The organism is Chitinophaga sp. YR627 (assembly GCF_900114995.1).
Taxonomy (GTDB): Bacteria; Bacteroidota; Bacteroidia; order Chitinophagales; family Chitinophagaceae; genus Chitinophaga.
The window spans coordinates 518564-531056 of sequence record NZ_FOUX01000002.1; the positions used below are offsets into that span (position 1 = coordinate 518564).

The 12493-nt window shown below is 44.8% G+C and carries 15 protein-coding genes; 8 read left to right on the plus strand and 7 right to left on the minus strand.

Going from position 1 to position 12493, the window contains the following annotated elements; all coding sequences use genetic code 11:
* Positions 1–44 precede the first annotated feature (44 nt).
* Together coaA and BMZ72_RS10805 are read left to right on the plus strand one after the other, a co-directional pair.
* Entirely contained in the window at positions 45–986 is a 942-nt protein-coding gene (gene coaA, locus BMZ72_RS10800) for a type I pantothenate kinase (protein ID WP_089808100.1), read from the plus strand.
* Positions 987–1001: 15 nt separating this feature from the next.
* The gene (locus tag BMZ72_RS10805; protein WP_089808102.1) at positions 1002–1577 is read left to right on the plus strand and encodes a Crp/Fnr family transcriptional regulator; all 576 of its coding nucleotides are present in this window, start codon (positions 1002–1004) and stop codon (positions 1575–1577) included.
* Here BMZ72_RS10805 and BMZ72_RS10810 read toward each other — a convergent pair.
* The gene (locus BMZ72_RS10810) at positions 1570–2016 is read right to left on the minus strand and encodes a DoxX family protein (RefSeq protein ID WP_089808104.1); all 447 of its coding nucleotides are present in this window, start codon (positions 2014–2016) and stop codon (positions 1570–1572) included. The genes BMZ72_RS10805 and BMZ72_RS10810 overlap by 8 nt on opposite strands.
* 167 nt (positions 2017–2183) lie before the next feature.
* Between BMZ72_RS10810 and BMZ72_RS10815 the strand changes: the two genes are divergently transcribed.
* The 3 genes from BMZ72_RS10815 to BMZ72_RS10825 are packed head-to-tail and all read left to right on the plus strand — an operon-like array spanning position 2184 to position 3461.
* Positions 2184–2717 carry a YceI family protein gene (locus BMZ72_RS10815; protein WP_089809784.1) on the plus strand — a complete coding sequence of 178 codons (534 nt, stop codon included), beginning with the start codon at positions 2184–2186 and terminating at the stop codon, positions 2715–2717.
* A 13-nt stretch (positions 2718–2730) separates the two neighbouring features.
* The gene (locus BMZ72_RS10820; protein WP_089808106.1) at positions 2731–3123 is read left to right on the plus strand and encodes a hypothetical protein; all 393 of its coding nucleotides are present in this window, start codon (positions 2731–2733) and stop codon (positions 3121–3123) included.
* Between the two features lie 8 nt (positions 3124–3131).
* Complete coding sequence (locus BMZ72_RS10825; RefSeq protein WP_218155230.1) at positions 3132–3461, plus strand: DUF2185 domain-containing protein; 330 nt, start codon at positions 3132–3134, stop codon at positions 3459–3461.
* A 129-nt stretch (positions 3462–3590) separates the two neighbouring features.
* Here BMZ72_RS10825 and tssD read toward each other — a convergent pair whose 3' ends face one another.
* The 5 genes from tssD to BMZ72_RS10850 form a co-directional block, all read right to left on the minus strand.
* Positions 3591–3977 (minus strand): type VI secretion system tube protein TssD, encoded by a 387-nt coding sequence (gene tssD / locus BMZ72_RS10830; RefSeq protein ID WP_012789979.1) that lies wholly within the window; start codon positions 3975–3977, stop codon positions 3591–3593.
* A gap of 113 nt (positions 3978–4090) precedes the next feature.
* On the minus strand, positions 4091–4603 hold the full coding sequence (gene tssO, locus BMZ72_RS10835; protein WP_089808110.1) for a type VI secretion system TssO: 513 nt from the start codon (positions 4601–4603) through the stop codon (positions 4091–4093).
* 22 nt (positions 4604–4625) lie between these two features.
* Entirely contained in the window at positions 4626–5801 is a 1176-nt protein-coding gene (locus BMZ72_RS10840) for a hypothetical protein (RefSeq protein ID WP_089808111.1), read from the minus strand.
* A 45-nt stretch (positions 5802–5846) separates the two neighbouring features.
* Entirely contained in the window at positions 5847–6707 is an 861-nt protein-coding gene (locus BMZ72_RS10845) for a TssN family type VI secretion system protein (RefSeq protein WP_089808113.1), read from the minus strand.
* Between the two features lie 76 nt (positions 6708–6783).
* Positions 6784–7737, minus strand: coding sequence for a type VI secretion system baseplate subunit TssG (locus BMZ72_RS10850; RefSeq protein WP_089808115.1), 954 nt, complete (start codon positions 7735–7737; stop codon positions 6784–6786).
* A 233-nt stretch (positions 7738–7970) separates the two neighbouring features.
* Between BMZ72_RS10850 and BMZ72_RS10855 the strand changes: the two genes are divergently transcribed.
* Genes BMZ72_RS10855 through BMZ72_RS10865 form a run of 3 tightly spaced genes read left to right on the plus strand, consistent with a single transcriptional unit; the run spans position 7971 to position 11252 of the window.
* Entirely contained in the window at positions 7971–8960 is a 990-nt protein-coding gene (locus BMZ72_RS10855; RefSeq protein WP_143087664.1) for a PKD domain-containing protein, read from the plus strand.
* A gap of 18 nt (positions 8961–8978) precedes the next feature.
* The gene (locus tag BMZ72_RS10860; protein WP_089808119.1) at positions 8979–9410 is read left to right on the plus strand and encodes a GPW/gp25 family protein; all 432 of its coding nucleotides are present in this window, start codon (positions 8979–8981) and stop codon (positions 9408–9410) included.
* Positions 9411–9419: 9 nt separating this feature from the next.
* The gene (locus tag BMZ72_RS10865; protein ID WP_089808122.1) at positions 9420–11252 is read left to right on the plus strand and encodes a type VI secretion system baseplate subunit TssF; all 1833 of its coding nucleotides are present in this window, start codon (positions 9420–9422) and stop codon (positions 11250–11252) included.
* Positions 11253–11405: 153 nt separating this feature from the next.
* On the opposite strand, the gene BMZ72_RS10870 is transcribed toward BMZ72_RS10865, so the two are convergent.
* On the minus strand, positions 11406–12476 hold the full coding sequence (locus BMZ72_RS10870) for a lytic transglycosylase domain-containing protein (protein ID WP_089808124.1): 1071 nt from the start codon (positions 12474–12476) through the stop codon (positions 11406–11408).
* Positions 12477–12493 lie beyond the last annotated feature (17 nt).

A 12493-nucleotide genomic window follows, 5' to 3' on the forward strand; every position in this document is an offset into this window, starting at 1 on the left:
CTGAAATTTACAGGTACAACAAGTAAACAGGCAACAAAATCTGCATGACGAGGAATAATTATGCTCCCTATATTACCATCAGCAGGGAGGAATGGGCAAAAAGGAGTGACGATCCTATGTTACACCTACTGAATGATTTCGAGACCTTGCAGGGGTTGAACGAACCGCTGACAATGGAAGAGATCACCCAGATATATGTACCGCTCTCCCGGTTGCTAAACCTCTATGTCAGCGGAGCACAACGCTTACACGCAGCCACGAACAGCTTTCTGGGCAGTCAGTTCCTGAAAGTCCCTTTCATTATCGGTATCGCCGGTAGCGTAGCAGTAGGTAAAAGTACTACTGCCCGTGTATTGCAGCGCCTGTTATCTGCATGGCCCAATCACCCGAAAGTAGACCTGGTTACAACAGACGGTTTCCTCTACCCTAACAAGGTGCTGGAACAAAAAGGCATCATGAACAGGAAAGGCTTTCCCGAAAGCTATGATATCCGCCGCCTGATACAGTTCCTCACCAATGTAAAATCTGCCAGGGAAAGGGTTTCCGTACCGGTATACAGTCATCTGGAATACGATATTCTGCCCAACGAGTTAAAGTGGATAGAATCGCCTGATATCGTAATTGTTGAAGGGGTCAACGTATTGCAGGTAAGACACCGGCAGCAGCATAAGGAACCGACTATTTTCGTATCCGACTTCTTCGACTTCTCCATCTTTGTGGACGCGGAACTGGACGACTTACAGCAATGGTATATTTCCAGGTTCAAATCCCTGCGGCAGACCGCCTTCCGTAACCCGGAATCCTATTTCCACCGGTATGCCCATCTTTCTGATGCTGAATCAGAAGTGATCGCTACCAATATCTGGAATGAGATCAATAAGCCCAACCTGGAACTGAATATCCTGCCTACCCGTTTCCGGGCCAGTCTGATACTGGAAAAAGGCAACCATCATTTCGTCCAGTCGCTGAAACTCAGAAGGATCTGATCTAAAATATTTCATATGCCAGATATCCTTGCGATAAAACAGGCACTCTTACAGCTTGATAAGCATTCAGGAGATAGCTGGCACTTATTTGAGCCGTTACTGCAACCCATGGAATGCAGCAACGGCTCTTTTCTTGCTCATGCAGGCAGGGTCTCTTCTGCCATCTATTTTATCAGTTCCGGCATTGTCCGGGTCTTTACCCTACATCAGGATAAAGAAGTATGCCTCGATTTCGCATTTCCGGGGCAGTTTTCGACCGCTTATGCCTCCTTTATCACACAGACTCCATCCATCGTCTCACTGCAGGCTATAACGCCTGTAAATGGCTTTGCTTTCTATTATAAGGATCTGCAGGAGCTGTATAGTAAAAGTCATGAAGCAGAAAGGACCGGCCGTCTGCTGGCGGAGTACCAGTATCTCCGTAAATACCGCCGGGAACTGGCTTTTCTGCAACTCACAGCGCGCGAACGATATATACAGCTGCTGGAAGAATATCCACAGGTCGTACAGCAGATCCCTGTGAAATACATCGCCTCCTACCTGGGTATTGAACCTGAAAGCCTCAGCAGGATCCGCAAAGGCCTTACCTGACACACCACCATATCCATGCGATATAAACCGGCTGAAAGGCCAGGCGGCTCCAGGTATACCAGGGTTTAGCGGGTAATCCGCCGGGAGCGGGCAACTGTTTTACCGCTACATAGATATTTGCAGGAAACATGACGATCAGTAAAAGAATCAACCCGCAGGCCGCATAGATCCTCACTGCCGGTACCAGCAATCCTATTCCGAATACAATTTCCAGTACGCCACTGATCAGGACCAGCTCCAGTGCATAGGGCAGCCAGCCCCCGATCATATATGTCAGTTTACGGGGCGTTGCCAGGTGCATGATACCAATCAGTACAAACATGACTGCCGCAGCGATCACTGCGTCATTTTGCAGCTGCTGTAACCAGGCAATACTGAACAGATGGCCTGTCAGCAGTAATAATAAGCCTATTGTTAAAAGTCCGGATAAGAATGCCATAACCTTGATTTTGGTACAAAGTTCCCTGAAATGAGTACCCGGCGAACTAACATATGTTAGCTTTTACCATAGCCACTTATTAACATTAATTTATAGGTATTCTTTTTGCAGTAGAGCATTTATCACATTACTTTTGAAACCAGTCATTTACATAAATGAACATTACAATGAAAAGAGCACTCTATCCATTAGCATTTGCGCTTGTACTATTTGCTTCTGCCTTCACGTTCGTCTCCTCCCAGAACTGGAAGATCGCAGAAGGATACTCTGTTAAATTTTCTGGCTCAGGCGCCAACGGCATATTCAAAGATCTGAAAGGACAGGTTGTATTCGATGAGAAAAATCTGGCTGCTTCCAAATTTGACGTAACAATTCCGGTAAGCTCCATCAACACCGGTAACGGCTTAAAGAACACACATGCAAAAGGTGGTAAATGGTTTGATGCCTCTAAATTTCCCGACATCCATTTTGTATCTTCCAAAGTGACTAAAACTGCTACAGGTTATGATGCACAGGGTGAACTGGAAATGCATGGTGTGAAAAAACCTTTTACAATTCCTTTTACATTTGCAAAGAATGGCAACGGCGGTACCTTCACAGGTAACTTCGATGTGAACCGCGTAGACTTTGGTATCGGTGAAGCAGGCGGCAGAGTGGATGATGTATTCAAACTGCAGGTAAGCGTACCTGTTATACAATAAGCATTATCATTGCATGTTTAAAAGATATTTCCTCGCAGGAATAGCAGCAGGCCTTCTTTCAGGACTTGCTGCTTTTTTTTACCATCGCATCTACACAGCTGCGATAGAAGAAAGCTTTGCACAGCTTGTCTCTCCGACAAGTATCTTCAGTGCCTGTCTCTTCGCCGGTATGCTGATCGCTTTATTCTGCTATACGATCCGTTCCTTCTTCAAAAAGGATGTAGAGAGATTAACGAGTATACTGGTTGTAGGAACTACGATGTTAAGCATGAGTATTCCTTTTATGGTGAGCCTTCCCCTGGAGATAGACAGACCGGAATTGTTTCCTGGCCTGGTGATACCGATGCAATTGTTTCCGGCGCTTGCCTGGTTCGTCGTAAAGCCGTTTGCAGGTATTAAATCTTAAGAGCAATTATGAAAAAATTCATACTACAACCCGATCAGATACGCTCTCTTTTACCATCTAAAGGATTCGCATTAGCTACAGATAGAATTACTGTTGATGGTGCGCCTGTCGGCTATATGTACAGATCAGCACCAATGAACAATGAAGATAGCGGCTGGCGTTTTTTCGATGGGACAGAATCCCTGGAGTATATGGCAAATAACGATAATAGCGGCGTGTATAAAGTTAACACAATTGCTAACCTGGATCCTGCTATTATACCATATATGCATATGGCTATTGGTGTAAGACTGGAACGTATACCAGGCACTAATAAATTCTGTGAAGTTGTGGATTAGTACGACCACTTATTCACATTACAGTTACAATTCATTTTATTATAACGTTCACCAATACACTAAAACCAAAAAGCCCCCGCTTTCGCGAGGGCTATGGTACAATTACGTTCAGTTAACAAATTATACCAATCAAACCCATTCGTTAATATGGGTGCCACTGCCCATACTTAATTCACGGGCTGAAATGGTGAATGAAACGCTCATCGGGTTTTTGTCATCAGCGTCAAAAGACTCTTCAAACTTTACCAGATAGCCTTCTTTGAAGCTCAATTGTTTCAACTGAGCATCAGAGTCTCTCTTGTAGAAAGTAATGGTACCATCTTTTCTTTCGAAATTGTTTACCATCCATTCAAAGAGATCTGTTTCTCCTGTTGATTCAACAATTAAACGGATTCTGCCACCGCGTGTGATTGCCGAAGGGCGACCGGTAGCGTCTACTTCTTGGGTGAGGTCGTAGCTGCAGTGTTTTACCACCAATTTTTTGCCAGCTACTTCAAACACTGATTTGAAGGACATGGGTTAAATGTTTAAGGTTTGCAATAAAGAATTAACAAAAATGAGCTATTTATTTATGTAGTTATTTATCCTTCAAATTTAAATTAATCCTTTAATACAACCAAAAATTTAACTCATCTTGACCTCATCATCTGCCTGTTATAATCAAGTTCATTACGCGTTGTTTCCAGTTCGCGGTTGAGATCGGCAATCTTCTCTTTCAGCTCAGCTATTGTCTGCTGTGCATTCTGCAATCCTCTCATTTGTTGCTTACCTTGCTGAATAGACAGGAGGTTCTGAATAATGTTATTGTACAGTCCGTAGTGTGTCACTGATTCTTTCGGAATAGTATTACGCATCGTAACAAGATCCTGCGCTACTACCTGGTCCATATAATTTGCATTCTGATTAGGCAGATTAATAGAGTCAAGATTATTCTTCACCTTCTCCATCCTTTGCAGAAAATCTCCCTGAAACGCTTGTTCCTGGCGGAATGAAGTCAGCTGCTTACGCAGATCATCATTCTCTTTTGCAGGCACCTGATAATTAAAAAATACGGCCAGTACGAACAGACCAACTGAAACGACAAAGAAAAGAAGGAACCAAAGAAATGCAGCTGTTCTCTCCTGTTTGTTTAGTACACGCATGTATTATAGTGTTATAAATAAATCAATCTGTGAAAAACCATCTTTTGGTTTTATGCTTACGCAGGTATTCTGAATCTTCTGCAGATTCTTCCTTGACAAAGATGCCCTTGTCAGTTTTGCTGCCGATGTAATCCAGTCTGCTGAGACTTTCAAACAATTTACTGATCGCACGTACGAAAGGTATCATAGGCTCCAGACATTCTCTGACGTCTGTATGCTTATAACGGATATTCGAACAGTTCACCATCAGTGTTTCCAGTTCTCCCTGTCTCAGTTCACACCATTCTGACAGATAATTCAGCAATTCTTCCTTACCTGTATGTGCACGTAAGTCGATCGCGTTTTTCATTGTCCTGGACAGTCCTGCTACTACTTCAAGCATCTCTGCGGGTGACTGATACAAACCTAACCAGCGGAACTGTGAGATCCGTGTACCAAGGTATTGCACCATCCTTTCTGTGATGTACAACACGACCTGCGCAAGATCATTGTTCTGGTTTTTACCGTAGATCTTCTGTACGATCTGTACACCATGCAGCTCCAGATAACCGAGGAACTGGTCCAGTTCCTGATGCAGATCAGCCAGTGCCGGATGTGCTGATACAAGACTGGTGGGTGGGATGTAATCATCATCCAGCTGCGGACGTCCATCCTTCACAGTGATACGTCCCAGGATCATCTGATAAGCGCCCAGCTGCCCCTGTGGCATCTGTGATGCGGGTTGTATGAACAACTCATATTCGGGCGTAGCATATGGCAAACGTGGCGGATCTTCATGCAGCAGCGGTTCACCACTTGGCTGACGATCGAAAGGATCTACCTGTATCAGGATGTAATAAGCAGGTTCTGTATGCAGCGGATCCCACCTGTAAGATATTTCAGGGAATGTAGTTGCATACTTCAGAGAATGTACGGTATGTTCCGGGATCTCGATGCGTGCGCCTCCTGGAGTCACGGCACGGCATTCTGTAAGTTTAATACGCCACTGATGCTGATTATCTGTTACGAACCAGCAGCGAAGGGATTCCTTACTCTCTGCTTTAGCCGGCAATAGTCCATAGTTCTGCGCATGCAAACCGCTGGAGATAGCATCCCGGATCTGATCAAGCATTGCATTTTCAGTTTCTATGAAATGCTGCTTTTTAATTTTCATTCCATCCACCCAGTTGACGGGAAAATATTTGAGCGGTTCTGCCATGGGATGATTGTTTGGTCAAAAAAGATTGTTTACTTGTATGAGGGATCAATTGTTACTCAGCACAACCCTGTTACAGATGATCACACTATTCTCATGCATACCATTCATGAAAACAGGCTTTTCGGGATCAAGTGTACGCGCTATACCCAGCCATTTTGATTTCAGGTGGAATACCCATCCATAAGGCTGTCCGTTCTTATCGAGTACATCTATTGGTGTATTGGGGTAACGGTCATTATAGTCATTCACGAAGTGATAAAACAGGTCGCCCAGGTCCATTTTTATAGGGGTACGTGCCCTGAAATAGGTACGGTCCATATCCTTTGTATTCTTCTCCAGTTCAAAGCCGATGACGATCAGATCTTTCATATCATCTTCATTCACTTCCGGCTGCTCATGATACGCAGGATATTGCCACCATTTATGCACTTTCGCAGGAATAGCCATCATCTTTTCGAATGTCTTGTATACAAAAGTGGGCAGTGCAAAAGCCAGGAAACAGGTCAGCATGGGATAATACAGAAAGTCTCCTTTGGTGAAAAGGAACTGTACCAGCATGAAGCCTACACCACCAAACAGATAAATGGCCACAATGAAGGCCAGTTCTGAGGTCAGCGTACGCTCATTCGCCCAGAAACGGGTGTACATAATGTGACAGTGCGCAATACCCAATCCAAGGAACCATACCTGGTAAAACAAATATTGGCTGACCAGGTTCTGATGTGTGAACAGGAAAGGTATCGAGCTGATCACGGCAAATACAATGGTGATCAGAAACAGATACCACAATGCCTTTTTCTTATATAGGGTAAAGTTTTTAATATAACGGCTCAGCAATCCCACGATAAGAGCGCCTACCGCCATGATAGCGGCTAATACAAGATAAATTTTTGCTTTAAGTATCATAAGTTTTCCAATTGGGGAAAAGGGTTAAAACAGTCTACAGAGCCAACATTAGATGCAAAAATAGTTCCATTTAATGCTATAGGAAAAAATTATATCCCATTAATCCTTCCTTCTGACGGCTATCGTTTACAACTACTTGTTTTTCATCCGGATGTGGCTCCAGTAAAGTTTCGGCTTCAACATCCGCCGGCAACAGAAAGCCAAGACAGGTTTCCAGTAATTTACCATAAGGCTGCCAGGACAGGAAATCGTATACCCGGCGATGTTGCAGAGGACCAACTTTCACAATGACTCTGGGCATATCGGTATAAAAAAGACTTCCTGTCATCGTATCTATTCCCAGCCTGCATTCTCCAAGGCCGGTCTGTGTACCTGAGGATACGGCAACAGGTCCGTTTTCACATGTAATGGTCACCGGCTCATCCAATATAGCCTGCAGGTATAACTGCACCAAAGGCAGGTTGCCTGCAATACGATGAATATACGGTAATAACCTGATAAGTTTATTTACGGGTTCTTTGGGTAATCCCTCAGGAATACCCCAGAAAGATAAGAATAATTCATCTGCATCCTTTCCCAGCGCATCAAATAACAGGTGTTTCTCCCTTTGCTCCAGAAATACGCGTTGCAGGAAGAATTCATGCTCCAGCGGACGGAAGAATTTACGGGCTTCCTGCTCCTCCTGCTGGTGTTTTTTATAGTTGGCTACCATCTCACTCACTTCCTGCTGTTTCTGGGCTGTAAAGGCGTGAAAAAGGCCTTCCGGCAAACGATCATACAGTCCGTCACGGGAGAGTGTTAAAGTAATGAAAGGATGATATGGTTGTGAATCATCTAATTGTGCATCTAAGATATCTTTATTGAAAGCTCTTGTAAAAACGTTCTGCATCTGTACTGCGACTTCCGACTCCTGCACATCATTATCCAGCAGTTCTCCGACAACAACTTCTGCGCGTACGTCATAATGGAGACGACGTATATGATCGATCACTTCTTCGAGCACTGCGGCTTTTTGGGCATTATTTACCATCAACGGGTTAAAATTTAGGTTTTTCGATTAATCAGGGTTCTTCTTCAGGCTTTCAACCGACACAGCAATTAACTAAAAAATTGAAATACGAATGTAGGTTGTTTAGTCATTTATGTAAAAAAATATTTAAAATTGCAGAAATTGAAAAACCCATGACCCCGCGCAAGACCCAAAATGAGCGTAAAGTAAGTACGTATAGACCCTTTAGCAAGATTACAAGCCATATTGACCCGATGGTGTTGTATACATTCCTGTCTTTACTGGTGATCAGCATCGTTCTGCTGGCATTCCAGGCCTCCAATAAGGAAGTATGTACAGACGCTGCCATTGTATTAGCCAGCCAGCAGCATGCGGGTAAATCCACCACATTTACTGCTGGTGAAGTGATCACCTTCAGAGCCGATCTTAAAGGCGGCGGCATAGCCGGCGTCAACTGGGATTTTGGAGATTCCACTGCCTCCGCACCGGGTGTGCAGGTATACCATGCCTTCAGCAAAGCAGGGGTTTACACTGTTATCCTCCATCGTGGAAAATGCGACTGGCGCCAGGAAGTGATTGTCATCAATGCAGCTCCTGAAAAAACACCTGTTAACAGTGGCGACATGTACCCCGTAATAGAAGGTCCGGAAGAGGTCTTCACCGGCCGCACGGTTACCTTCAGTAACCATACGACTGGCGCCAGCAGCTGGTCCTGGCAGTTGCTTCAGCCCAATGCGGAAGTGCATTCCGGTAATTCTGTGAAGTATACCTTCGGCACTCCCGGTGAACGCATCCTGTCCCTGATCGTAAACGGAGACAGCAGTAAAATGGTAACAAAACATATTACGGTCTTCGAAGGAGGTCCTCAAAGGCCCAGAAATGACCATTTTGACCCCATTCCTTTCCCTGAAGACCCTAAACCAGTCGATCCTAACGCAGGTGCTGCTCCGGTGCCGGAAAAGCCTAAAACACCGTCTGTTTCGGATGATGAGTTTAAGTTCTTCCTCACACAAGTAGTAGACAAACAGAAAAGTGCTTCCGACTTCTCGTCCTACCTCTGCGACAACATGAATGCAAGGGTATTACTGAACGATAAAGACACTGACACTTTTGCACACTTTTGTTCCCGCATCAGGGGCAAGAAGCGCTTTAAGATCGAGCTGGTCAACCTCATTAAGGATCAGAACGGCTGTGTGAAAGAGATCAGGGTGAGATATGACAGGAAATTCCTCGGTATATTCTAATCACTTCAGACTGCCAATATGAAGAACCAGTATTATAAACTGCCACTGGACTTTTCCCGGATCCTGCAAAAAAAGGACCTTCCTGACTGCAATCTGGAAGACTCGGTGGCCCAGCATATACAATTGCTCATTACAACCGTACTCGGGGAGAACAAAGATGACCCCCAGTACGGTTGCCGGATATGGGATTTTGACTTCGATATCCGGGCTTCCAACAACGAAGTCAAGGAACAGGTGGAACTCTCCGTAAAAAGCGCCATTGTGCGTTATGAACAGCGTATTACGCAGGTGCGGGTTTCTGCCATGGTAAGCCAGGAAGAACTCAACGGGATCAGTGCCAGAAAGGTCAAGAAAAAGATACGGGTGACCATCACCGGTACACTGGCCCGCAATAAAACTCCATTCCATTACAGCAGCTTCTTTTATGTAAGTCCGCTGTCGTACGATTAAACCTATGTCATGCCAAGAGAACAGAAAGAACGAATAAAAGACCGGATGCTCAAAACGGCCGCCAGACTCTGGGGATATCCGGATGCAGAAGTGGAATCTTCTTTCGATCCCATTGTACAACTCCTGCTGGAAGCCTGTTCCAGCGAACTTGAAAAAATATCAGGCGAAGTAGACGTTTCTCATGCAAGACTGGTGGAAAGACTGGCGCAGATCATGATGCCGGAACCTATCACCAGCAGTCAGCCAGCTTACGGCGTATTACATGCCGGCAGTAATGAACCGTCTACTATCATCGATGGAGAACATCAGTTGTTCTACACCTCTAAGAGCGGTTTCAATTCAAAAGACCTTTTCTTCATGCCCCTGACCAGGCACCGCCTGTTCCGCGGACAGGTCAAATACATGGCCATCGGTAACCGTCTTTTTGAAACCCGTGACCACTGGTTCAAAGAGCAGATATTGCAGGGTAATCTGCAGGCAGATACGCCTCCCAATCATTTGTGGATAGGTCTTTCCCTGGAAGGCAGCCCCTCCTCTATCGAAGAAATGTCCTTCTTTTTTGACCTCAGAAACGTTCATCAGCAGGAGATGTTTTATTACTACCTCCCACTGGCACGCTTCTATCTCAATGATACAGAACTGACCGTAAAAAGCGGTTATAGCCAGAGCCAGGATGCTGCTGCTGAAGATGTTGATAATATCATGCATCCTGCCTTTGATACCAACACCCGTTACAGCCAACAGATCCTGCATCGCTTCCGTCATCAGTTTCTGACCATCAGCAAACCTACTTCGCTTCCGTTGCAATCCCCCGCCCCGGAAGCGCTGCAACATATATTCGGAGCAGCATTCAATAAGATCCAGCCCAATACACACTGGATCAGAATTGAATTCCCGGAAACCATCCGGCATACTTTACTGGAAGATCTGTTCTGCAATATCAACTGCTTCCCTGTTGTCAATAAACGTATCAATGAACAGTCGCAGCGCCTGAACCGCTATCTTAACATCATGCCGCTGCATACTGCTGATATTTACTTTGATGTTAAACGCGTACACGATACGAGTGGTACTGACTATCACGTACGCAACTTCACAACAGCCGGAGAAATGCAGGAAGGTGAACTGGTTGTGCGTAGCAGCGGTATCGGCAGATTTGATACCCGTGAAGCAAAAGAGATCATCGCCTATCTTATCGAAGTGATCCGTGATGAAAGTTCGCTTTTTGAAGAAGTGCGTAATGATTATGTTGCCAACCGTATCCGCGAACTACATCAGCTGATCGCCTCCCTGGAAGAACAATTACAACCAGGTGTCAATCGTGGTAATATCCCATATCTCATGGTAAAACCACGTGAAGAGGCAGACTTCCTCTTTATCGAATTCTTTACCACGAATGGTAGTGTGGCGAATAATATCCGTATGGGAACGCGTTTGCAGGAGTATGGCAGCGTACAGTTACAACCTGGCTCTATCACGCTCCTTTCCAATACGCAAGGTGGTAAAGACAGGCTCAGTATCGACGAAAAAGTAAACCTTTACCGTTATCACCTGCTCAGCCGGGACCGTGTAGTAACACCGGAAGATATCAAAGCGCTCTGCCGTTATGTAGTCGGTAATGAACTCCGCAATGTAAGCGTCGCAAAAGGTGTTTCTGTATTACCTGGCGCCACAGAAGGATATACCCGGACACTGGATATCAGGCTAACACTGTCACAACCTACAACAGCTTATGCGGCGGTAAATCTCGTGTATCTCAAAGATGAATTACTATCACAGCTGAAAGAGCGTTCAGCCAATAATTATCCTTACAGGATCTATATGAATGAGGTATTGATGTGAGTTAAAGAAATTAAGAATTAAGAATTATTTCAACAGTCATTCCATAAATAAAGAGGCGCCCACTTAAACTGGACGCCTCTTTATTTATGGAATATTTTATTGCGATCTTCGCTGCATTCTAACTCTTAATTCTTAATTCTTAATTAACCTCTCTTATATCTTCAACAACCGCACATCCTGTCCGGCTTTCAACGCATCAGCAGGCACACCTTTTTTTCCACCTGCATCACATAACGTAATCGTATTGCCAAAACCAAGGTCCACATAAATGCGATCGCTGACGATCCATCCGCGACCTGAGATCTTTGTATTCTTACGGATATACACACCATTGGCCTGCAGGTCATCCAGTAACAGGATGCTGATCAGCTGACCATCTTCAAATGTATTATTCTTTTGCAGTTTCGCAGCGAAAGCAGCACTTGCTACCGGTGTCTTACCGCGGGTTTTTGTATCGACAGTAATACGGATAGATTTAAAATCTCCGGAGTTATTTTCCACCTGTTTAGTTACTGTCTGTCCTGGCTGACGGATGCTGGAAGCTGGCGTAGAAAACACAGACATATTTGCATTCCCCTTGTTGAAAACATTATACCCAAAGCCAGGCATATACAATTCAGGACTCTCAAACAGTTGCTTGATAGCAATGATCTTATAGATATACTGCGCAGTTTCATCGTTCAGTACCAGCTGATAATAATCACTACTTCCCTGTCTTTTCATATTACGGGAAATATTACCGGCGCCTGCATTATACGCAGCTGCTGCCAATGTCCAGGAATGCAGCTGACTATATAATTGCTGCAGATAACGACAGGCTGCATGTGTTGATTTCAGCAGATGATTACGTTCATCATTATCATATCTGACCGCCAGTCCCATGGCTGCTGCGGTTTCAGGCATAAACTGCCATACACCCTGTGCGCCTACAGCAGAAGTGGCATTCGTAAAGCCACTTTCTACTACAGGCAGGTATTTAAAATCTTCTGGTATATTATACTGATGCAGTATGGGAATGATCACAGGGAAATAGATGTCCGTCTTCGCTTTCAGCACCGGCAGAAAATTGCGGTACTTCAGATGCCCCTTGATGACGTCCATTAATTTATAGGAAACGAAATCACGCTCCATAGGCACGAATTCCCCGCAGAAATTCACCTGCTGGGCACTGCCTGTCAAGGCGCATAGCCAGAGACTGACAACAAACAATATTTTGAGTTGCATACGCACGATGGCACGTG

What these genes read in the sequence shown, in the direction of transcription:
- coaA (WP_089808100.1), top strand. Translation starts at nt 45, where the DNA reads ATGACGAGGAATAATTATGCTCCCTATATTACCATCAGCAGGGAGGAA.
- BMZ72_RS10805 (WP_089808102.1), top strand. Translation starts at nt 1,002, where the DNA reads ATGCCAGATATCCTTGCGATAAAACAGGCACTCTTACAGCTTGATAAG.
- BMZ72_RS10810 (WP_089808104.1), bottom strand. Translation starts at nt 2,016, where the DNA reads ATGGCATTCTTATCCGGACTTTTAACAATAGGCTTATTATTACTGCTG.
- BMZ72_RS10815 (WP_089809784.1), top strand. Translation starts at nt 2,184, where the DNA reads ATGAAAAGAGCACTCTATCCATTAGCATTTGCGCTTGTACTATTTGCT.
- BMZ72_RS10820 (WP_089808106.1), top strand. Translation starts at nt 2,731, where the DNA reads ATGTTTAAAAGATATTTCCTCGCAGGAATAGCAGCAGGCCTTCTTTCA.
- BMZ72_RS10825 (WP_218155230.1), top strand. Translation starts at nt 3,132, where the DNA reads ATGAAAAAATTCATACTACAACCCGATCAGATACGCTCTCTTTTACCA.
- tssD (WP_012789979.1), bottom strand. Translation starts at nt 3,977, where the DNA reads ATGTCCTTCAAATCAGTGTTTGAAGTAGCTGGCAAAAAATTGGTGGTA.
- tssO (WP_089808110.1), bottom strand. Translation starts at nt 4,603, where the DNA reads ATGCGTGTACTAAACAAACAGGAGAGAACAGCTGCATTTCTTTGGTTC.
- BMZ72_RS10840 (WP_089808111.1), bottom strand. Translation starts at nt 5,801, where the DNA reads ATGGCAGAACCGCTCAAATATTTTCCCGTCAACTGGGTGGATGGAATG.
- BMZ72_RS10845 (WP_089808113.1), bottom strand. Translation starts at nt 6,707, where the DNA reads ATGATACTTAAAGCAAAAATTTATCTTGTATTAGCCGCTATCATGGCG.
- BMZ72_RS10850 (WP_089808115.1), bottom strand. Translation starts at nt 7,737, where the DNA reads ATGGTAAATAATGCCCAAAAAGCCGCAGTGCTCGAAGAAGTGATCGAT.
- BMZ72_RS10855 (WP_143087664.1), top strand. Translation starts at nt 7,971, where the DNA reads ATGGTGTTGTATACATTCCTGTCTTTACTGGTGATCAGCATCGTTCTG.
- BMZ72_RS10860 (WP_089808119.1), top strand. Translation starts at nt 8,979, where the DNA reads ATGAAGAACCAGTATTATAAACTGCCACTGGACTTTTCCCGGATCCTG.
- BMZ72_RS10865 (WP_089808122.1), top strand. Translation starts at nt 9,420, where the DNA reads ATGCCAAGAGAACAGAAAGAACGAATAAAAGACCGGATGCTCAAAACG.
- BMZ72_RS10870 (WP_089808124.1), bottom strand. Translation starts at nt 12,476, where the DNA reads ATGCAACTCAAAATATTGTTTGTTGTCAGTCTCTGGCTATGCGCCTTG.